Below are 21895 nucleotides of genomic sequence, written 5' to 3'. Positions count from 1 at the left end.
GTTCAACTGTGCGTAAGCGCACGCCACGAGCAGCCCTAGTGTGGAAACAGGTGCGCCAATCGCCGTGAGTTTGTTATAATCCGGCGATTATTCTTTTAACCAATTTTGCTGTTGCCAAAATTGCCCGCGGAAATCCCATGAAGTTTATTGTAAAGCTGTACCCAGAAATCATGATGAAGAGTAAGCCTGTGCGCATGCGCTTCACTAAAATGCTTGAAACCAACATCCGTAACGTGCTCAAAAAAGTTGATGAAGATGCTAAAGTGCAACGTCAATGGGACCGTATTTGGGTAAAGGTGCCAAATGATAAACCTGAATTAGCTCAGGCCTTTGGTGAGCGTTTAGCTTGTATCCCTGGGATCGCCCACGTAGTGCAAGTGGATGAATACAGCTTTACGTCAGTTGATGATATCTACCAGCAAGTATTACCCGTTTATCGCGACCAAATTGCCGGCAAAACCTTCTGTGTACGTGTCAAGCGCACTGGTAATCACGATTTTAACTCTATTGAAGTAGAGCGTTATGTCGGTGGTGGTTTAAACCAGTTTACCGATGCGATTGGCGTGCGCTTAAAGAACCCCGAAGTCACTGTTAACCTCGAAATCGAGGGCGATAAACTGTATATGGTGACTAAGCGTATCGAAGGCTTAGGCGGTTTCCCAATGGCAACGCAGGAAGATGTGTTGTCGTTAATTTCGGGCGGTTTTGACTCGGGCGTATCGAGTTATCAATTTATTAAGAAGGGCGCTCGTACCCATTACTGTTTCTTCAACCTAGGCGGCGCGCAGCACGAGATTGGCGTTAAGCAGGTTGCTTACCATTTGTGGAAAACCTATGGTGAATCCCACAAGGTGAAGTTTGTGTCCGTGCCGTTTGAGCCTGTGGTGGCCGAGATTTTAGAGAAAATCGACAATGGTCAAATGGGCGTGGTGCTCAAGCGTATGATGATGCGCACCGCGGCACGTATTGCTGAGCGTATGGGCATTCAGGCGATTGTAACAGGTGAAAGCTTGGGTCAAGTGTCGAGCCAAACCTTAACCAACTTAAACGTGATTGATCGTTGCACCGATATGTTGATTTTGCGTCCGCTGATCACTATGGATAAGCAAGATATTATCAATGAATGCCGCCGTATCGGCACCGAAGATTTTGCTAAGTCTATGCCGGAATATTGCGGTGTGATTTCACAAAAGCCGACTGTTAAAGCGGTACTGGCTAAGGTGGAAGCGGAAGAGACGAAATTCTCTGAGGATTTGATTGACCGTATCATAGAGCAAGCCGTGGCTATTGATATCCGGGAGATAGCAGAACAAATGAATACCCGTATCACTGAAACTGAGACCGTTGTTGCTATCGACACCAATGAAGTGGTGATTGATATTCGCGCCCCAGAGGAAGAAGAGAATAAACCGCTGGAGATTGAAGGCGTGGAAATCAAGCGCATTCCTTTCTTCAAATTAGCGACTCAGTTTGCCGATCTCGATAAGCAAAAGACTTACCTGCTGTACTGTGAGCGTGGCGTGATGAGTAAATTACAGGCACTTTACCTGATTGAGCAAGGTTATCACAATGTTAAGGTTTACCGCCCTTAAGCGATAACCAGCAAAGTGTATGCAAGGTCAAGCCTCGGGTTTGACCTTGATATGCAGCAATCTACGGGATTATGAATACAAAAAAGCCGCATTGGAATGCGGCTTTTATGTTATTGCGAAGCAGTGCAATTTACTCGGTTTTGACCACTTGCTGTGCTGGTAACACCTCATCGGCAATCAATAAGGTGGGATCTTGCAGCGCTTCTTGGTGCATTTTTTCCATCGTTGCCGTCAGTTCGGCATTGATACTTGTTTGTAAATCACTGGTGTCGATAATAATTTCAGCATTGATAACATTAGCGTAGACATTGGCACTGAGTGCGCTGACTAACACTAACGCAAAAGCAGATTTTAAATTGAACATAGTCGCCTCCGGGCTGACAAAGTATTGCTGTCAGACATTCCCATCACCCGTTCGAGATTGTCCAACTCATGTGTTTCGTTGGCGCAAAATTTAATCAAAAATGCTGGCCTTTACAAACGATTAAATGTAACAATACGGATTAGAAAAACTAATTAAAAATTGAGATAGAGATCACTATGTCAAGACGCTTACCACCACTGAATGCGGTTAAAGCATTTGAGGCCGCCGCACGGCATTTGAGCTTTACTCGAGCGGCTGAAGAATTGTTTGTGACTCAGGCTGCGGTGAGTCATCAAATTAAAGCGCTGGAAGATTTTCTCGGATTAAAATTATTTCGCCGAAAAAATCGTTCACTGCTGCTAACCGAGGAAGGCCAGAGTTATTTTCTCGATATTAAGGACATCTTTATTCAATTGGCAGATGCGACCGATAGGCTGCTCGCACGTAGTGCTATTGGTTCGTTGACCGTGAGCATGTCGCCAAGCTTTGCGATTCAGTGGCTGGTGCCGCGTCTGTCCAAGTTTAGTGAAAAGAATCCTGATATTGACGTACGGATCAAGGCGGTGGACACAGAGGCCAGTTCCTTAACTGACGATGTTGATGTCGCGATCTATTATGGTTTAGGCAATTGGCCTGGGCTGCGGGCCGATAAACTTCGCAATGAAGTGCTTATTCCGGTGTGTTCACCCATGCTGTTAAATGGCCCTAAGCCGCTGTCAAAGCCGGAAGATTTAAAACACCACACATTGCTACACGATATGAGTCGCCACGATTGGCAGGCGTGGTTTAGACAATGCGGTATTACCGATATCAATGTGAACCAAGGTCCAATTTTCAGTCATTCTTCCCTCGTCTTGCAGGCGGCAGCTCATGGTCAAGGTGTGGCGTTAGGTTATAGCGTGTTGGCTCGGCCCGATATTAAGGCGGGACGACTGGTATGCCCATTCCAAGAAGTGCTAGTGAGCAAAGATGCTTACTACCTCGTTTGCCAACAGAATCATGCCGAGCTGGGTAAAGTGGTCGCGTTTCGTGAGTGGATGTTAGATATGTTTGCCGAGGAGTCACGCAGTGAGTTGTTGCCCGGATAATCCCTCGGTAAATGTTGCACTGAGTGCCCATGTGTTAGAAGGTGAACCCTCAGAGATCTTGATTTTATTTGCCCATGGCGCGGGAGCGAATCGAGACTCAGACTTTATGTGCCAAATGGCAGCAGGTCTTGTTGCCAAGGGCTTTCAAGTGATGCGTTTTAACTTTCCCTACATGCAGGCTAATGCCATGGATGGTAAAAAGCGACCGCCAGACAGGGCTCCAAAGCTGCTTGCCTGTTTTAGCGAGATGCTCGATGTGGCACACGCTCAGCCTAAGGTTAAGCGTGTGGTCTTGATGGGCAAATCCATGGGCGGACGCATGGCGGCTTTACTGGCTTGTGATAGCGTACAAGCCAGCCGTATCGATAGGGTTATTTGTTTAGGTTATCCCTTTATTCCGCTTAAGGGCGGTGAGCCTAGGTTGGAACCCCTGAACGACTGCCAAGTGCCCGTGTTAGTGCTGCAAGGGGAGCGGGATAAGTTTGGCGGCAAGATGCAAATCCCCACTAATGATATTCAAATTGAATACTTAGCTGATGGGGATCATAGTTTTGTCCCAAGAAAGTCGTCAGGTACGACTGAAGCGGCTAACCTTGCACTGGCTGTTGATTTATCAGCAAAATTTATTGGCTAATGTTTCTTCTTGATATGACGTAAAGTGCTCAGAGTCTGGATTAACGGCTCGGGCGTCATCCGTTGTAAAGCCTATTGGTTTTTGGAGGTTAAAATGCGTAAAGGATTGTTGTTACTCGCCGCGGTAAGCGGTTTTTTTGCGGTCGCGCTAGGTGCTTTTGGTGCCCACGGTTTAAAAGCCGTGGCGCCCCCAGAGTTGATTGAAGTGTTTAATCTTGGGGTGCAATACCACTTCTACCATACCTTTGCCTTGATTGTGGTTGCTTTTGCGGGGCAGTGGTTAACCTCACGTTTACTCGATTGGGCGGCGTATTTATTTATTGCGGGTATAGTGCTGTTTTCTGGCTCGCTCTACGGTTTGGCGCTGGTCGGCAGCAAATGGTTTGGCCCTATCACGCCGATGGGCGGCGGCTGTTTCCTCTTAGGTTGGTTATTGCTGGCCGCGGCCGTATGGCGCCATAAAGTGGTGGATGGTAACGAGTCATAATGCTTGTATGGCGCAGCTACTGCGCCGTGCGTCCACGCAGCCAATAGCACAAAAGCCCGATAGCAAATCGGGCTTTTGTGTATTGAAATTGCTATACTGGCGCCCAAATCGATAGTCGGCCATGTTTATGGCTTGGATTTCTTAAGGATCTCCATGAAAAACCTATTTTTATTTTGCCGTGCAGGCTATGAGAAAGAATGCGCAGCAGAAATCCAACAGCGAGCCGCCGAGCTCAATGTGGGTGGCTTTGTTAAGGCCAACAATAACGATGCCTATGTGGTATACCAATGTTTTGACGATGATGGCGGCGATACCTTGGCTAAGCAGCTGTCGTTAGATTCGCTGATCTTTGCTCGTCAGATGTTTGCCGCGAGTGAACTGCTAGCCGATTTGCCCGAGTCTGACCGTGTCAGCCCGATTGTGGCAGCGCTCAGTGAGGTGAGTAAAGCGGGCGAGCTGAGGGTTGAAACCCCTGATACCAATGAAGCAAAAGAGCTGTCGGCATTTTGCCGTAAGTTTACTGTGCCTTTGCGCCAGCATTTGAAAAAATCAGGTAGTTTACTGGCGCAGGAAAACCCTAAGCGTCCGATTATTCATGTGTGTTTTGTTGGCCCAGGACGCGCCTACGTTGGTTATTCCTTCAGCAACAACAGCTCACCCTATTTTATGGGGATCCCGCGCCTGAAAATGGCTGCCGATGCACCAAGTCGTTCAAGCCTGAAACTCGATGAAGCATTCGCGCAGTTTGTGCCTAAAGAAGCGCAGGAAGAGCGGGTTCGCAGCGGCATGAATGCGGTGGACTTAGGCGCTTGCCCAGGTGGCTGGACCTATCAGTTAGTGCGTCGTGGCATGATGGTCTCCGCGGTCGATAATGGCCCAATGAACGAAAAACTGATGGAAACCGGACAAGTGAAACATTTCCGTGAGGATGGTTTCCGCTTCGAGCCACAGCGTAAAAACATTTATTGGTTAGTGTGTGACATGGTTGAAAAACCCGCGCGCGTGGCTGAGCTGATTGAGGCTTGGGCCATCAATGGCTGGTTTAAAGAAGCCATTTTCAACCTCAAGCTGCCGATGAAGAGCCGTTATAAAGAAGTGATGGCGATTTTGAATACCATGCAGGAAATCCTCAAGGAAAATGGTATCAACGAATTCCAGTTGCAGTGTAAGCACTTATACCATGACCGCGATGAAGTGACGGTGCACTTATGGCTTAAACCTAGCCAGCCTTGGAACTAATCTACGGTTTTTTACCGTTCTGTTAGTGAGTGAAGCCCCAAGTCATGTTTGGGGCTTTTTATTTGGCTGTTCTGCTAAATGGCGGGCATAAAAAACGCACCCTAAGGTTAATGCCGTTCACTTAAGAGTGAACGGCATTTTTCTTTGGTCTAACCGGAAACTTGTTTTTGCTCATTTTAAGGACTCGTGGATATGCCCTTTCCCGTTTACCATCCAGCTTAAATTGCCGTGCATTTCGTTCTATATCCAATACGTCTCTCGGGACATTCCCCGGTGTTTGTGATGACAGTTGTGTCAACTTGAAGATGATATAACTCGCCGCATCCCGAAAACTCAGTTGATTGGGATGGACCGATGGCAAGCTTTTAGCCATCAGCAACATCTTATATCTAATGAGATTATAGGCCAGTAGCACGCCCCATAACTCTTGAGTCACCAGCTCCGGTAGTTGACTGCGGAGCGTAAAACGGCTCTCCAGTAGATGTTGTTTCATCTCTCTATAGCCCAGTTCGATTTCCCATCGATGGGCATATAAGTCGACGATGTCTTCGCTGGGGTAACGCATCGGGTCTGTCAACGAGGTCAAAATGGCGACTGACTTACCTTTCACTGTCTTAGTCAATAAACGCGCTTCAAGAGTTTCAGGGAGCTGCGGCCATTTCTTTCTGGCTTGAGGTGTCGTGGTGAGTTTCACCCTCTGGTCATGCTTTCCTAGCGTTCGCACCACCTCATATTGAGTGCCTTTCTTCAATGGCAACAACCAGTGGCTATCAGGTTGCGCTTGCTGCCAAGCGTGCAGCAGGCCGAGCGAGTAAAATCCTCGGTCAAATAGGGTTAGGCTGTGATTAGGAATGCTAGGAATGAGCTGGGACGCTAAGTTCATTTCATTTTCGGCAACCGAATCAAAGGCGCTGTTGACCAACAAATGGCTGCTTAATTCCATCAAGCAAACCATGCGAATTTGCGGATAAGCCGCTTCGCCTAAAGCGTTGGCGGTTCGTCCAAAGGCGGCTTGATTTTGGACACTATCGGGTGTCCGCCACACGACACCGTCAACACCATACAAGTTAAGGCCGCACCAATGAGGATGTTCAGCTCTCGCGTGCCAGGTATTGGCGCTGCGGCTAAATACTTCTCTAATAACCTCACTGCCCAATCGTTTACGCGCCTGAGTCACGGCGCTGCGTGCAACATAATCAATCTCTTGCGGCAAAACAATGTCGAGTTTGTTGATGAGTGACCGAACAGACTCCCCTCGGAACAAAGCCATTCCGATAACGGCCCAAATCATCGCGTCCATCGGCAATTTACGCCGTCTTAACGTCGCAACGCCCTGGGAGTCTAGGCAAGATTGAATTAACTCAGGTTCTAACACATCAGCTAAGCAGGTGAATTCGGTTAGGCGGGTAATATGGGTACGGGCGAGTGCTTCTGAGAGTTGCATAAAAAATCCGATGACATGAGGTCATCGGATTTTGATCTTTTCAGCGAGATCGTCAAGCGATCTGTCTTAACTGATCGGCATTACACCCTAAGGTGCGTTTTTTGTTTCGCGCAAAGCGATTATGACAGACGGTCAAGCACCGCTTGAGTGAAGTCAGTCGTACCGTGGGTGCCGCCTAAATCGCGAGTCGTACGGTCGCCTTCTTCAATCACTGCCGATACGGCTTTACGGATCATGTCGGCTTTATCAGCCATGCCTAAGTATTCCAGCATTTGGATAGAGGCTAAGATCACAGAGGTTGGGTTTGCGAGGTTTTTACCCGCGATATCGGGCGCGCTGCCGTGAACCGCTTCGAAAATCGCTGCATCACGGCCAATGTTGGCGCCGGGTGCCATACCTAAACCGCCGACTAAACCAGCACACAGATCCGACAGAATGTCACCAAACAGGTTGGTGGTCACGATGACGTCGAAGTTTTCTGGGGTCATCACTAACTTCATGCAAGTCGCATCGACGATCATTTCTTCAGTTTTGATGTCTGGGTAGCGTTGGCTCACTTCACGGGCCACTTTCAGGAACAGGCCTGAGGTTGACTTCATGATGTTTGCTTTGTGCACGATTGTGACTTTCTTGCGGTTTTCTTTACGGGCTAGTTCGTAAGCGAAGGTCGCGATTTGCTCAGCGCCTTGGCGAGTGACAATACTGGTCGCTTCTGCGGTGCTGCCGTCTTCAGAAACCTTCTGACCGTGGCCTGAGTACATGCCTTCGGTGTTTTCACGCACTGTGATGATATCAATGTTTTCATAACGGGCTTGAGTGCCTTTGAAAGACAACACAGGACGCACGTTAGCGTACAGGCCGAATTTCTTACGTAATGTCACGTTGATAGAGGTAAAACCTTCGCCTACAGGCGTAGTTAGCGGGCCTTTTAGGGTGATGCGGTTTTTTTCGATCAGTTCTAAAGTACGCTGCGGAAGTAGTTCGCCTTGCTTCTCGAGAGCGGTTAAGCCTGCATCTGCAAATTCATATTCAAAATCACAACCTGCTTTATCAAGAATTTTTAAGGCTGAATCAATAATACTTGGGCCAATTCCATCACCTGGAATTACGGTTATCGTTCTTTTTGACATGGAGAAGTCCTTCCACGGTTCGTCGTTACTGCAATTGTCCGCCCCGGGATCAGCCGGGTAACATGACTATGAATTTGGTATTTTTTCTCCCTATTATTTTAACCGTGTTTGGTCAAACTTCACAGGAATTAGTGAGCAATATCACGATTTTTTATTGGGTAAAACTTGTAAAAATACTGGGTTATAACGATGATGGAGAGCCAATGGTTAAAAAAGTCTACTTTAGTCTAACAACTACATAAAAGAGGAAGACATTGAAGTTATTACCTATCACATCGCTAGTGCTGTTATCCCTCGGAATATTGCCGCATGCCCATGCTGAAACTAGCACTAAACCCCTTACCCTAAACGACATCATGCATTTTGAGTCCCTCGAAAAGCCCGTTATCGCTGACAATGGTCAGGTGCTGGCGGTTGAGGTGGCGCCGGATCGTGGCGATAGCCATGGTTTAATTAAAAATCTGCAATCAGGAAAAGACTTTCAGATTGAAGGCGGCTCAGACCCTATCGTGAGTCACACAGGCCGTTATGTAGCGATGGCGGTTAAGCCTAGTTTGCTTAAAGTTGAAACCAGCGATGCTAAAGCTAAGAAAAAGCTTAAGGCCGATATGGTGTTGCTCGATACCCAAACGGGCACGCAAACCAAATTTGAACGGGTAAAAGAATTTGTCTTTAGTGACGATGGCGCGCATTTAGCCATTTGGTTTGAAGTCGACGAAGAGGCCAAGAAAGACGCCAAAGAGAAGAGCGAAGGCATCGAAGATAAGCCCAAAGCCGAAAAGGTGAAGATTGATAAGTTCGACCAAGGCCGTCGTTTTAGCTTAGTGAATCTATCTTCGCCTTCGCAGCGGGTGGATCTGGAGCATGTGACCGCCTATCAGTTTGATAAAGACAGTCGCCGCTTGGCCGTCACGGTTAATGATATCGAAGCAAAGCAACATCAATTACAACTAATTGATTTGAAAAACTACAAAAAATCAACGGTATTTGAGTCTCAAACCCAACAAATAGGCGCGCTAGCACTTTCAAAAAATGGTCGCTGGCTGGCCTTTACTCAAGGAGATGCGAGTGAATTACCCTATGGCCGCAGCTATCAGTTAAGCCTAGTCGATATCGCTTCGGGCAAAATTCGCCCTGTGCCAAACACTAAAGAGTGGACGTTAAATCGTTACGCCAGTTTAAACTTTTCATTAGACAGTGAACGGCTCTTCTTTGGCCGTGTGCCTGAGGTGAGCCAACAGCTCAGCCTGAAGAAAATCGCCGAAGAAAAAGATCTTTATGATAAAGAGATTGTGACTGGCCAGCGCGGGCTTAAGGTTTGGCATGGGGAAGATCCGCGGATTAAACCCCATGAAATCAAGCAATATGAAGCAGAGCAAAAGCGTACTTATTTAGCCGTGTTGCATTTAGGCTCTAACAATGTGGTGCAGCTTGGCGATAAAACGGTGCCAGATGTGGCCCTGTCACAGCACAAGCGTTATATGCTGGCAAGTTCTGACTTACCCTATCGCAAGATGATCACTTGGGCAGGGTTCTATCAAGATTATTACTTGGTGGATATCAACACGGGTCGCAAGTTGCCGCTGTTAACCCAACAACCCAGTGATGCTGAGCCAAGCTTATCGGGCGACGGTAAATATGTGGCCTATTATCAGCAAGGTCATGTGTATTTATACGATATTGCCGAAGGTCGCCGCACTAATCTGACCCAGTCTTTAAAGGTGAGTTTTGCCGATGAAGATCATGATTCTCCCTCCAATGCACCGGGTTATGGTTTTGGCCCTTGGCTTAAGGACGATGCCGGCTTCCTTGTCTACGATAAATTCGATGTGTGGCAGTTTAACACCGCATCGAAAACGGGCTTTGCCTTAACAGCAGGGCAGGGACGCGCTCAAAAAATTCAATATCGTGTCGAAGGTTTAGTCGATAATCCCGATGAGCCAACGACGCTTGCCTACAACGCTACTGTGCTGCTGCATGGTTACAGCGACAAGACTAAGGCCGATGGTTTTTATCAAGCGACCCTTGGCGAAGCGGGCGTTAAGCCCCTGATGGAAGGCGAGTATAAATTAACTGTGCTTGGGCGCAGTAAAGATGCCGATACCTTGGTATTTTCTAAGGAGCGATTTGATCTCTTCCCCGATTTATACACCGCAAGCTATCAAGCGCCACAACAAGCAGTGAAGCAAACCGATTTTGATAAGCAGCGCCAAGCTTTTAATTGGAGCCAAGCTGAATTAGTGCATTGGATCAATGGTGATGGTAAACCCCTCGATGGTGTGTTGATAAAACCGACCAACTATCAAGCGGGCGAGCGTTATCCTGTGCTGGTGTACTACTATGAATTGATGACCGACAGACTGCATGCCTTTCCGCAAATGAAGGTCAACCATAGACCTAACTTCGCTTGGTATGTCAATAATGGTTATGCGGTATTTTTGCCGGATATTCGTTTCGATATCGGTTATCCCGGTGCTAGCTCAGTACAAACATTGACCTCGGGCGTGCAAAAGCTTATCGATATGGGTGTTGCCGATGCTAACGCCATTGGTTTACAAGGACACTCTTGGAGCGGTTATCAAACGGCGTTTGCCATCACCCAAACTAAGATGTTTAAAGCCGCGGTGGCTGGTGCGCCAGTGGCGAATATGACCAGCGCCTACAGCGGTATTCGCCATGGCACCGGCATTGCACGCCAATTCCAATACGAAACAGGCCAAAGCCGCATAGGTGCAAGTTTATTTGCAGCGCCACAAAAATACATTGAGAACTCGCCCGTGTTTTATGCCGATCGCATTAATACGCCGTTGATGATCATGTTTGGCGATAAAGACGATGCGGTGCCCTGGGAGCAAGGTGTTGAAATGTACTTAGCGATGCGCCGTGCGGGTAAAGATGTGGTGTTTTTACAATATGAAGATGAACCACATCATCTGAAGAAATACCCTAATAAGCTCGATTACAGCATTCGGATGATGGAATACTTCGACCATTATCTTAAAGGCAAACCCGCGCCAACTTGGTTAAGCCAAGGCGAAGCCTATGTCGAATATAAAGCCGATGATGAGTAATCGTCTGTTTTAGGTTTATCTATAAGCAAACGCCACCATAAGGTGGCGTTTTTTATGGCAAAAAGGGCGCGAGCTAGCTCATTGAAATAGTCCTTTTATCCCCTTGGAATTACCATGGCTCACCTGTTTGGCATTAGCGTAGTCTGTAAGTTTTAAAGAAATACAAAGCATGCTTTGGGGCAAGAAGAGCGTTAAATATTGGAAGACGAATATCATTGCTTGGTTATTGAATGCAGACCATATTTAAGGGCGAACCATGGTATTTGCTCAACGACACGGTGAATAGAAATCTAGGATTTCTAAGCTTATGAACGAGAGCCATGGATGGCGAACAGGCCGTTAAACAGGGATGTTGTTCAAGTCCATCCGTTAATGCTCGACCGCCCCGTCTGATGTTAATGGATTCACGAATGCCGCGATGGCATGGATGCCAAAGAGCGGCCATGGGGCGGACGGTCGTCTCGCTAATCACCATGGCTCACCTGTTTAGCATTAGCGTGGTCTGTAAGTTTTAAAGAAATACGAAGCACGCTTTGGGACAGAAGCGTGATAGAGCCGTTGCTCTAACTCTTCAGTTTCGGATTAAAATTTTTTAAGGATTTAACGCCCGCATTTGCGGCTGGTTTGAAGCGCAGCGGAAAACCAGTCCGACAAGATGCGCTTGTGTACGCCCAGCATGGGCATGAACTAATGAGGTGAAAGTCCTCTGTAGGAAGGTCACCGTTCAATAACATGCTGTTATTAAACGCTAACTACTAGTGAATGGCAAGGGCTTATCCGCGAGGATTGGTCTGAAGGAAGCCGCTAGCAAATTTGCGAGCTGATGAACAAGAACATCATATGAGGCGTAGGCTAGAGGTGAGTTGGCACAAGACGACGAAACCACGTGATCTAATGGCCACCGTAAATGATGCAGCAGTGCAAAGAAAGTTCATGTTCTTATCTGGGGAGATCTGCTTAACACGCGATCGGTCAATAACCAGTCAGGCTCTGGTCTATTAAGTGCCTTGGCTTTTCAATCTCATCGACTGAAAAGAGCGAACCAGATGAAAACCGATAGCGCATGACGGGGCAACTCGGCATGTGATTAAGCAGAAGTCAGCAGACGGCATAGTAGCCCAACGCCCATCGTAATGGATGGGATAGCATACCCCGCGTTAGCGTTGTGGGTACATGGTGAAGGCCTGAACATTTAGAAGAAGGAGGAGTCTTGTCAAACTTGTCGATACCCACTACGTCGCCAGACGATTACTATCGGCAGCGTATTGATATGCAACCGGCCTTCAACAGCGATTTATTCCAACAACTACTCGAACCTGAAAATCTACACCGAGCTTGGCGTCAAGTTAAAGCCAATAAAGGCGCGGCTGGCATCGATGGCATGACTATCGAAGCCTTCCCGCTTTGGATGCAACAAGGCGGTTGGCAACAGTGTAAATCTCAACTTGAGTTAGGTGAATATCAACCCTCAGCAGTCAGACGCGTAGAGATCGACAAACCCGATGGCGGTAAACGCAAACTGGGTATCCCTAACGTCATTGATCGTGTGATACAGCAAGCTATTGCTCAAATTCTCACGCCGTTGTTTGACCCTTTCTTCTCGGCTAATAGCTTCGGCTTTAGACCGAATAGGAATGCCAAACAAGCGGTCTTGCAAGTCAGAGATATCATCAAACAGAAGCGCAAATTTGCCGTCGATGTTGATCTGTCCAAGTTCTTTGATCGAGTAAATCACGACCTGTTGATGACTCAATTGAGGATCAAGGTACAGGATAAGCGTCTGCTGGCGCTTATTGGTAAATACCTGCGAGCTGGTGTGATGGTCAACGACCAATTTGAAGCAAGCTTCGAAGGCGTGCCTCAAGGCGGCCCACTCTCGCCATTACTCTCTAACATTATGTTGGACAGTCTTGATAAAGAGCTGGAAAGCCGAGGGCACAAATTCGCCCGCTACGCGGACGACTTTATCATTTTGGTCAAGTCTCAACGAGCGGGCGAACGTGTCCTCAAGAGTATTACTCGCTATCTTGCCACTAAGCTAAAACTGGTTGTTAACGAACAGAAAAGCCAAGTGGTTAAGGTAGGCCAAAGCAAGTTCCTAGGGTTTACCTTTAACCGCGGAAAGATCCAGTGGCATGTCAAAACACTGCACATCTTCAAACAAAAGATAAGACGACTGACAAACCGCAATTGGGGCGTGAGCATGAGCTATCAATTGTTTAAAGTGCGGCAATACATGCAAGGCTGGATCAACTACTTTGGCATAGCCAACGCTTATCAAGAGTGTGTCGATTTAGACCACTGGATCCGTCGTCGAGTACGTATGTGCTACTGGCGTCAATGGCGAAAGCCACGGACTAAGGTACAAAACTTACTCAAACGTGGCGTCAGGCTCCAAGCGGCCGTTGCTTGTGGAATTACAAGCAAAGGGCCGTGGCGAAGCTCGAAAACACCAGGGATACAGCAAGCGCTGAGTAATGAGTATCTTAAGAAAGCAGGATTGTATTCACTGAGAGATGGATGGATCGCGGTTCACTATCCGAACCAGAAAACAGGTTAGGCGTTCTAAATGAACCGCCCTGTGCGGAGCCGCATGCAGGGTGGTGTGGGGGCTGGAGGCTAAATACCTCCGGCTACCCGATTAGGTGCTTGGATCATAGCTGCGTAATAACCTCTATAGAGGAATCTGTGACAACCGCATTTGTTAAAGTACCTGAGGTAAAATAAACCGCAGGAAAACTCGAAGCAACTCGCCCATTTGGGTATGTAGCTTTAAATTCCATTGCAGCTTCATCAGTAACTTCGAACTCAATCATAGTGCCTGGTGAAAGCTCGCCAAGGTCCTTAATTTTCTCTCTCCAATGAGCCGTAACCTTAATGGGAACGCTGGCTTTATTTTGGACGATAAACTTTGGCGTTGCCACATGTGGTGCAACCAAATAGACCAATGCGCCAATACCAAGGATTAAAAATGCGGCGATCGATAATAGTAACTTTTTGATCATGGGTAACTCGGTCACCTAACGCTCGAGTTAAGCCGCGCCGCGAAGCGGCGTCGGCTTGAACGAATTGTGTACGCCCAGCATGGGCATGAACTAATGAGGTGAAAGTCCTCTGTAGGAAGGTCACCGTTCAATAACATGCTGTTATTAAACGCTAACTACTAGTGAATGGCAAGGGCTTATCCGCGAGGATTGGTCTGAAGGAAGCCGCTAGCAAATTTGCGAGCTGATGAACAAGAACATCATATGAGGCGTAGGCTAGAGGTGAGTTGGCACAAGACGACGAAACCACGTGATCTAATGGCCACCGTAAATGATGCAGCAGTGCAAAGAAAGTTCATGTTCTTATCTGGGGAGATCTGCTTAACACGCGATCGGTCAATAACCAGTCAGGCTCTGGTCTATTAAGTGCCTTGGCTTTTCAATCTCATCGACTGAAAAGAGCGAACCAGATGAAAACCGATAGCGCATGACGGGGCAACTCGGCATGTGATTAAGCAGAAGTCAGCAGACGGCATAGTAGCCCAACGCCCATCGTAATGGATGGGATAGCATACCCCGCGTTAGCGTTGTGGGTACATGGTGAAGGCCTGAACATTTAGAAGAAGGAGGAGTCTTGTCAAACTTGTCGATACCCACTACGTCGCCAGACGATTACTATCGGCAGCGTATTGATATGCAACCGGCCTTCAACAGCGATTTATTCCAACAACTACTCGAACCTGAAAATCTACACCGAGCTTGGCGTCAAGTTAAAGCCAATAAAGGCGCGGCTGGCATCGATGGCATGACTATCGAAGCCTTCCCGCTTTGGATGCAACAAGGCGGTTGGCAACAGTGTAAATCTCAACTTGAGTTAGGTGAATATCAACCCTCAGCAGTCAGACGCGTAGAGATCGACAAACCCGATGGCGGTAAACGCAAACTGGGTATCCCTAACGTCATTGATCGTGTGATACAGCAAGCTATTGCTCAAATTCTCACGCCGTTGTTTGACCCTTTCTTCTCGGCTAATAGCTTCGGCTTTAGACCGAATAGGAATGCCAAACAAGCGGTCTTGCAAGTCAGAGATATCATCAAACAGAAGCGCAAATTTGCCGTCGATGTTGATCTGTCCAAGTTCTTTGATCGAGTAAATCACGACCTGTTGATGACTCAATTGAGGATCAAGGTACAGGATAAGCGTCTGCTGGCGCTTATTGGTAAATACCTGCGAGCTGGTGTGATGGTCAACGACCAATTTGAAGCAAGCTTCGAAGGCGTGCCTCAAGGCGGCCCACTCTCGCCATTACTCTCTAACATTATGTTGGACAGTCTTGATAAAGAGCTGGAAAGCCGAGGGCACAAATTCGCCCGCTACGCGGACGACTTTATCATTTTGGTCAAGTCTCAACGAGCGGGCGAACGTGTCCTCAAGAGTATTACTCGCTATCTTGCCACTAAGCTAAAACTGGTTGTTAACGAACAGAAAAGCCAAGTGGTTAAGGTAGGCCAAAGCAAGTTCCTAGGGTTTACCTTTAACCGCGGAAAGATCCAGTGGCATGTCAAAACACTGCACATCTTCAAACAAAAGATAAGACGACTGACAAACCGCAATTGGGGCGTGAGCATGAGCTATCAATTGTTTAAAGTGCGGCAATACATGCAAGGCTGGATCAACTACTTTGGCATAGCCAACGCTTATCAAGAGTGTGTCGATTTAGACCACTGGATCCGTCGTCGAGTACGTATGTGCTACTGGCGTCAATGGCGAAAGCCACGGACTAAGGTACAAAACTTACTCAAACGTGGCGTCAGGCTCCAAGCGGCCGTTGCTTGTGGAATTACAAGCAAAGGGCCGTGGCGAAGCTCGAAAACACCAGGGATACAGCAAGCGCTGAGTAATGAGTATCTTAAGAAAGCAGGATTGTATTCACTGAGAGATGGATGGATCGCGGTTCACTATCCGAACCAGAAAACAGGTTAGGCGTTCTAAATGAACCGCCCTGTGCGGAGCCGCATGCAGGGTGGTGTGGGGGCTGGAGGCTAAATACCTCCGGCTACCCGATTAGACATCATTTGCCGACTACCTTGGTGCTCTCGCCTTTCACGTAGTGAACAAATTCTTCCAACTGATCAGCGTGCAAGGCCAAGCGATCTTCTTCTTGTCCAAGATAAGCCTGTCTAGCTTCAAGCAAGACGGGCTGATACTGGGCCGGTAGGCGCTCCATTGCCCAGTCGGCAGCGACATCCTTCGGCGCGATTTTGCCGGTTACTGCGCTGTACCAAATACGAGACAACGTAAGCACTACATTTCGCTCATCGCCAGCCCAGTCGGGCTGCGAGTTCCATAGCTTCAAGGTTTCATTTAGTGCCTCGAATAGATCCTGTTCAGGGACCGGATCAAAGAGTTCCTCCGCCGCTGGACCTACCAAGGCAACGCTATGTTCTCTTGCTTTTGTCAGCAAGATAGCCAGATCAATGTCGATCGTGGCTGGCTCGAAGATACCCGCAAGAATGTCATTGCGCTGCCATTCTCCAAATTGCAGTTCTCGCTTAGCTGGATAACGCCACGGAATGATGTCGTCGTGCACGACAATGGTGACTTCTATAGCGCGGAGAGCCTCACTCTCGCCGGGGAAAGTCGAAACCTCCAGAAGGTCGTTGAGCAAAGCTCGCCGCGTTGTTTCATTAAGCCTTACAGTCACAGTAACCAGCAAATCAATATCGCTGTATGGCTTCAGGCCGCCATTCACTGCGGAGCCGTACAAATGCACGGCCAGCAACGTCGGCTCCAGATGGCGCTCAATGACACTAAGCACCTCTAACAGTTGTGTCGAAATTTCGGCGATCACTGCGTCCCTCATGATGTCTAACATTTTATTAGTGCGCATGCGCGTTTACCTCGTTTGACCAGTAAAAACGCGCACAGTTAACTACTTGTATTGCAAATAACTTATCAGCTTCTCTTCAAATATACTATCTGGAAAAACGCGCATGCGCGTTTTCCAAACCTATTATCTCAAATCGCAAGCACATAACTGATTGAAATAAAATAATTATATAAATTAGTCCGTGTACAAACGCGCAAAATTTTTCCACTATTTTCCTTGATATCCGGGAATTTTAAATAATACTGTATAAAATAACAGTATTTAAGAGCGAGGATTATCATGAGTCTAAAAAGCCCATTTCTAAGCGGCCTTCAAGAAGAAATGCGTATGCGTGGTTACAGTATTAGAACGGAAAAAACCTATCTCTATTGGATCAAGGCCTTTATTAACTTTCACAACAAGCGTCACCCTGAAACAATGGGAACGGAAGAAGTTACACAATTTTTAACCTTCCTTGCCAATCAACGAAATGTGGCCATCAACACACAAAAAATTGCACTTAACGCATTAGCCTATTTATATCAGAAGCATTTGCACCATGAGCTTGGGGATTTAGGTTTTTGCTATGCCACTAAACAGAGACATTTACCGACAGTGTTATCCCCATCAGAAATCTCACTAATATTAAATGAACTTGATGGCCGCGATAGGCTAATAATAGAACTACTCTATGGTAGTGGACTAAGAGTTTCAGAATGCCTCAGGTTACGTATCCAAGATATTGATATTGTGAGAGCTTCGCTGACCGTTAGAGACGGTAAAGGACATAAAGATAGGCAAACCATCCTCAGCCATAGATGCGCAGAAAAGCTCACTACATATATTGAAAAGGCTATTAAAATTCAACAGAATGATAACCAGCAAGGGATAGGTCCATCTCTGCCAAATGCATTAGAACGTAAGTATCCCAATGCGTTTAGGCAACACGGGTGGATGTTTATTTTTCCTTCCAGCACAACCTGTATCAATCCTTATACAGGAACACTTTGCAGGCATCATTTACATCAAAGTGTTATTCGTAAAGCGCTCGGGAATGCCGTGCGTAATATTCAAATGAATAAACGCGTCACCTGCCATACGTTTAGGCATAGCTTCGCAACCCATTTACTTCAAGCTGGTCGTGATATAAGAAGTGTTCAAGAGTTACTGGGCCACAATGACGTTAGTACCACACAAATCTATACACATGTACTTGGCCAACATTTTGCGGGAACAACTAGCCCGTTAGACACATTATAAATGTCAGAGTCCTTTTGTAACTCTGTAGCATTACTAAAATTGAGTCAACATACTGATGTTAAAGTGAGCTAGATACTACTTTGCTAACTAGGAATGGGGCAAATATCTTTTTAGCTGACCTAGCAGCTAGAGGGATAGTTAGGATTGGCATTGTTGCAACAGTGACCGTTGGCGACATGGATGTCGCCGTCGAGCCTATAGGGATACTTCTTGTAAAATAAAAGGACGGCGTGTCACTGGGGAAACAGTGACAATTCATCCTACACACCTGACGACAAACTTATCTCGCTTTGGGGCAAAAGCTTTTAGCCAGATGAACAGTTCAATGGTCGTTAAGATTGCCACTGTTACAACAGTGACCGTTGGCGGCATGGATGCCGCCGTCGAGCCTATAGGGATATATTCACGGCGTGTCACTGGGGAAACAGTGGCAATGCATATATCGCAATATCCGATTCAGCCGACTTGTTTTGGGGCAAAAAGCTTTTAGCCGGATGAACAGTTCAATGGTCGTAAAGATTTTTATTGTTGCAACAGTGACCGTTGGCGACATGGCCACTCTTTCACATCCATGTAATCGCGGCATTTACACTTCCATGTATTGCAGATGCCGCCGTCGAGCTCTCAGGGATGAGTTTATGGCGTGTCGCAGGGGAAACAATGGCAATTCATCCTACACACCTGACGACAAACTTTTCTCGTTTGGGGGCAAAAAAGCTTTTAGCCAGATGAACAGTTCAATGGTTGTAAAGATTGTCATTGTTGCAACTGTGACTTTCTAAAACATCTAGGTTTTAGTAGGGCCTTCATGAATGCTTCTTGTGAAATAACAAGGGGTCTCACAGGGGAAAATGACAATGCATCCTACACTCCTGACGATAAAGTCATCTTGCTTTCAAGCGGTTATAGAACATAAATGGCAATGTATTGATTTACACTGCCATTTTGGGGGATAGCTTAATAAGCTTTGGATATTTAGCTTAGGGATGATGGTGATATCAGAGCAAAATCAATTTTTGCTTGAGCTTTCGACCTCTTTGGCGGTGCGGCTAACAATATCTGTGCCGGCTTCGAGATACTGTTTATAGGTATCATCGCCCCAGGCCACGAGTTTATTATCTTTAAAAATCAGCGGGGTGCATTCTTCTTTGCTGGTCACGCCATCGGATTTTTCATGGTGAGTACGATAAAAGAGCACTTGTAGCTGGCTATCCTTAAGGGATTTTGCCTCTGTAAAATCGGCCTTACCAAATAGGGTTTTGACGGCGGAAATATCTTGCCCGAGTGTTAAATCGTTTAATTTCTGGCTGTTATAGACTTGCCTATCTTCCCAATCCATTTCATCTGGAGTGGGCTCATATACGAGCACCACTACGGCGACGAAGGCGACATAGGCGGCAAATATGCTACCAATAATAACCGAGGTTTTTGATTTCATTGAATCTAATTCCTTTGCATATCCAATGTGTTATTTGGCAAATGAATAAAATACGCCTTTGATGACCTGAGGTAAACGGCTTTATTGCAACTTAGTGTTAACAAGAGGCGCTAGTCGACGGGTGGCGTATGAATAGGGCTATTGACCCGAAAATCTTTTAAGTTGATGTTTAAGGGTAAATCGGTTTGTAGTTGGGCTAACTTATAACTGAGGCGTGCAATATCTCGGCCTTCTGCTAACTTTTTCGCTTGTTTGGCGCCGAGATTGGACAACGAGGAAAACAGTGTCGCTAAGGTTCTAAAGGTTCGGAGTAACTCGGCGGCCGATTTAGGGCCAATACCTGCGATACCGGGGATTTTATTGCCGCTATCACCCGCAAGAGCCATTAAATCGAGAAATTGGCTGCGATCGACTCCCAGTTTTTGTTCAAGCTCAGCGATGTTGAGATATTGCTGATTAAAGTGATCCCACTGGCTGATCCGCGGATGATTGAGTTGGCTAAAACCTTTATCCGTCGACACAATAATGGCTTCACCTTGGGCTTTGGCGGTTTTCATTGCAAGGGTGGCGATAACATCATCGGCCTCAGCAGCGGCATAAATTGATTGGATTTGTAAACTGTTAAGGTGTTTTTGCAATGCCGTTAAGCCCGCCGCCAGTGGCTCAGGCATAGGTTTACGGCCCTTTTTATAATCAGGGTAGAGCTGTTTACGCCAAGAGATCTCATCCCCATCCCAGACGATAGCGACATGGGTTGGGTGGTGAATGCGCAGCAGTTTAGTGCAGGCGACACTCACACGCTCCGTTAAACTGTCCATATCGTTCTCATCTGGGATCGCCGCATAAATCCGGCGGACTAAGTTGAGACCATCGATAATTAAAAACTTATTCATTGGCGGTTTTTGTTTTACTTCACGATTTGATAGCAGGGAACATAAGCGCTTCCCGGCAGTTTCATCCTATGCTGGGCGACAAAGGCCCCCAGCAAATTGTCCATCAACTCCATTAAATGCGGATCCCCTTTAATGTGGAAGGGGCCTAATTGCTCAATTTGCTTGATGGTGTCAGATTTTACATTACCCGCTACGATACCCGAAAAGGCTTTGCGCAGGTTGGCTGCAAGCTCCGCTTTGTTGGTTTGAAAATGTAAATTTAAGTTTGCCATTACCTCATGGGTGGGAGTGAAGGGCAGTTGAAATTCTGGCTCAATTTTTAGCCCCCATTGATATTGGTAAGCATCTCCTGTGGCACGGCGATGGTTTTTCACTTGCTCCATGCCTTGCTTCATCACCCGAGCGACTTCGGCAGGATTATCAATAATGATTTGGTATTTTTGTTGCGCTTCAGGCCCTAAGGTTGCAGCGATAAACTCATCAATTTTAATAAAATAATCTGCGCTTTCGCTGGGGCCAGTTAATACCAGTGGGAAGGGCGTTTGTTGGTTTTCTTTATTGAGCAAAATCCCCAGTATATACAGCAGTTCTTCGGCTGTACCCGCACCGCCGGGGAAGATGATAATGCCGTGACCTAAGCGTACAAACGCTTCTAGGCGTTTTTCGATATCGGGCAAGATCACCAACTCGTTAACGATTTGGTTAGGCGGCTCAGCGGCGATAATACTCGGCTCTGTGAGGCCAATATAACGAGCATTTTTAATCCGTTGTTTAGAGTGACCAATCGCTGCGCCCTTCATCGGGCCTTCCATTGCGCCTGGGCCGCAACCAGTGCAAATATCTAATTCCCTTAGGCCGAGTTGATAACCGACTTCACGGGTATATTGGTATTCGATGGCATTAATGCTGTGTCCGCCCCAGCAGACCACTACATTAGGATCCTTCATGGGCGCAATGGCGCGGGCATTACGCAAAATATCAAACACGACGTTAGTAATGTGGCTAGCATTTGTTAAATTGATATGTTTTAGGGTGTCGTATTTGTCGCTGATGTAGAGAATATCTCTGAGCACCGAAAATAAATGCTCTTGGATCCCAGTGATAATTTGGCCATCAACAAAGGCTTGTTCCGGTGGATTGATAAGCTCGAGCTTAACCCCGCGTTCGCGTTGCAGTACATTGATGTCGAAGTCGTGATATTGCTCGAATAGTGCTTTAGAATTGTCGGTCTTTAAACCCGCAGCGAGTACCGCGAGTGAGCAGTTACGATACAGTTGATATAGGGCGCTTTTGGCGCTTTTTTTGAGGCGATCAACTTCAAGTTGTGAAAGCTGATCCATGCTGCCCTTAGGGCTGACTTTTACTATCATTTATCACTCCTTCGTATCGACAGGAGTGATAA

18 protein-coding genes are annotated in these 21895 nt (G+C 46.9%); 10 read left to right on the top strand and 8 right to left on the bottom strand.

Annotated elements, in window-relative coordinates; all coding sequences use genetic code 11:
• The first annotated feature begins 137 nt into the window (after positions 1 to 137).
• A complete protein-coding gene (gene thiI, locus CEQ32_RS08525) occupies positions 138 to 1592 on the top strand; it encodes a tRNA uracil 4-sulfurtransferase ThiI (protein WP_055647997.1) in 1455 nt (484 codons plus the stop codon).
• Positions 1593 to 1722: 130 nt separating this feature from the next.
• Here thiI and CEQ32_RS08520 read toward each other — a convergent pair whose 3' ends face one another.
• Entirely contained in the window at positions 1723 to 1956 is a 234-nt protein-coding gene (locus CEQ32_RS08520; RefSeq protein ID WP_037416521.1) for a hypothetical protein, read from the bottom strand.
• A 176-nt stretch (positions 1957 to 2132) separates the two neighbouring features.
• Here CEQ32_RS08520 and CEQ32_RS08515 point away from each other — a divergent pair, with 176 nt between their 5' ends.
• From CEQ32_RS08515 to rlmM, 4 genes are all read left to right on the top strand, one after another.
• Entirely contained in the window at positions 2133 to 3044 is a 912-nt protein-coding gene (locus tag CEQ32_RS08515; RefSeq protein WP_037416523.1) for a transcriptional regulator GcvA, read from the top strand.
• A complete protein-coding gene (locus tag CEQ32_RS08510) occupies positions 3025 to 3678 on the top strand; it encodes an alpha/beta fold hydrolase (protein WP_055647996.1) in 654 nt (217 codons plus the stop codon). Before CEQ32_RS08515 ends, CEQ32_RS08510 begins: the two co-directional genes overlap by 20 nt.
• A 93-nt stretch (positions 3679 to 3771) precedes the next feature.
• Positions 3772 to 4164, top strand: coding sequence for a DUF423 domain-containing protein (locus CEQ32_RS08505; protein ID WP_037416529.1), 393 nt, complete (start codon positions 3772 to 3774; stop codon positions 4162 to 4164).
• 153 nt (positions 4165 to 4317) lie between these two features.
• Positions 4318 to 5403, top strand: a complete 1086-nt coding sequence (gene rlmM / locus CEQ32_RS08500; protein ID WP_037416532.1) for a 23S rRNA (cytidine(2498)-2'-O)-methyltransferase RlmM — start codon at positions 4318 to 4320, stop codon at positions 5401 to 5403.
• Positions 5404 to 5524: 121 nt separating this feature from the next.
• Here the strand turns inward: rlmM and CEQ32_RS08495 are convergent, their stop codons facing one another.
• Both CEQ32_RS08495 and CEQ32_RS08490 read right to left on the bottom strand, forming a co-directional pair.
• The gene (locus tag CEQ32_RS08495; protein WP_088585852.1) at positions 5525 to 6847 is read right to left on the bottom strand and encodes an IS4-like element ISSba6 family transposase; all 1323 of its coding nucleotides are present in this window, start codon (positions 6845 to 6847) and stop codon (positions 5525 to 5527) included.
• Between the two features lie 119 nt (positions 6848 to 6966).
• Positions 6967 to 7977: an isocitrate dehydrogenase gene (locus tag CEQ32_RS08490; protein WP_088585851.1), complete on the bottom strand. Its 1011-nt coding sequence runs from the start codon at positions 7975 to 7977 to the stop codon at positions 6967 to 6969.
• A 254-nt stretch (positions 7978 to 8231) separates the two neighbouring features.
• Here CEQ32_RS08490 and CEQ32_RS08480 point away from each other — a divergent pair, with 254 nt between their 5' ends.
• Positions 8232 to 11048 (top strand): S9 family peptidase, encoded by a 2817-nt coding sequence (locus CEQ32_RS08480; RefSeq protein WP_055647172.1) that lies wholly within the window; start codon positions 8232 to 8234, stop codon positions 11046 to 11048.
• A 1210-nt stretch (positions 11049 to 12258) separates the two neighbouring features.
• Positions 12259 to 13608: a group II intron reverse transcriptase/maturase gene (gene ltrA / locus CEQ32_RS08475; RefSeq protein ID WP_088585850.1), complete on the top strand. Its 1350-nt coding sequence runs from the start codon at positions 12259 to 12261 to the stop codon at positions 13606 to 13608.
• Positions 13609 to 13702: 94 nt separating this feature from the next.
• On the opposite strand, the gene CEQ32_RS08470 is transcribed toward ltrA (CEQ32_RS08475), so the two are convergent.
• Positions 13703 to 14053 (bottom strand): hypothetical protein, encoded by a 351-nt coding sequence (locus tag CEQ32_RS08470; protein WP_055646945.1) that lies wholly within the window; start codon positions 14051 to 14053, stop codon positions 13703 to 13705.
• 613 nt (positions 14054 to 14666) lie between these two features.
• Here CEQ32_RS08470 and ltrA (CEQ32_RS08465) point away from each other — a divergent pair.
• Entirely contained in the window at positions 14667 to 16016 is a 1350-nt protein-coding gene (gene ltrA, locus CEQ32_RS08465; protein WP_088585850.1) for a group II intron reverse transcriptase/maturase, read from the top strand.
• A gap of 88 nt (positions 16017 to 16104) precedes the next feature.
• On the opposite strand, the gene CEQ32_RS08460 is transcribed toward ltrA (CEQ32_RS08465), so the two are convergent.
• Entirely contained in the window at positions 16105 to 16896 is a 792-nt protein-coding gene (locus CEQ32_RS08460; protein WP_018716282.1) for an AadA family aminoglycoside 3''-O-nucleotidyltransferase, read from the bottom strand.
• Positions 16897 to 17202: 306 nt separating this feature from the next.
• Between CEQ32_RS08460 and CEQ32_RS08455 the strand changes: the two genes are divergently transcribed.
• Positions 17203 to 18162, top strand: a complete 960-nt coding sequence (locus tag CEQ32_RS08455; RefSeq protein ID WP_055646947.1) for an integron integrase — start codon at positions 17203 to 17205, stop codon at positions 18160 to 18162.
• Between the two features lie 313 nt (positions 18163 to 18475).
• Complete coding sequence (locus tag CEQ32_RS23065) at positions 18476 to 18652, top strand: hypothetical protein (protein WP_226871894.1); 177 nt, start codon at positions 18476 to 18478, stop codon at positions 18650 to 18652.
• Between the two features lie 519 nt (positions 18653 to 19171).
• Here CEQ32_RS23065 and CEQ32_RS08440 read toward each other — a convergent pair.
• The 3 genes from CEQ32_RS08440 to ppnN all read right to left on the bottom strand — a co-directional run bounded on the left by CEQ32_RS08440 (position 19172) and on the right by ppnN (position 21863).
• On the bottom strand, positions 19172 to 19600 hold the full coding sequence (locus tag CEQ32_RS08440) for a DUF3192 domain-containing protein (RefSeq protein WP_037416564.1): 429 nt from the start codon (positions 19598 to 19600) through the stop codon (positions 19172 to 19174).
• 110 nt (positions 19601 to 19710) lie between these two features.
• Complete coding sequence (xni, locus tag CEQ32_RS08435) at positions 19711 to 20493, bottom strand: flap endonuclease Xni (RefSeq protein ID WP_055646948.1); 783 nt, start codon at positions 20491 to 20493, stop codon at positions 19711 to 19713.
• A 14-nt stretch (positions 20494 to 20507) separates the two neighbouring features.
• A complete protein-coding gene (ppnN, locus tag CEQ32_RS08430; RefSeq protein ID WP_037425808.1) occupies positions 20508 to 21863 on the bottom strand; it encodes a nucleotide 5'-monophosphate nucleosidase PpnN in 1356 nt (451 codons plus the stop codon).
• Between the last annotated feature and the right edge of the window lie 32 nt (positions 21864 to 21895).

Origin of the sequence: Shewanella sp. FDAARGOS_354 (assembly GCF_002209245.2) — a bacterium.
Taxonomy (GTDB): Bacteria; Pseudomonadota; Gammaproteobacteria; order Enterobacterales; family Shewanellaceae; genus Shewanella; species Shewanella xiamenensis.
The sequence above is the reverse complement of the archived record's forward strand: the minus strand, read 5'-3'. Positions and strand labels throughout refer to the sequence as shown.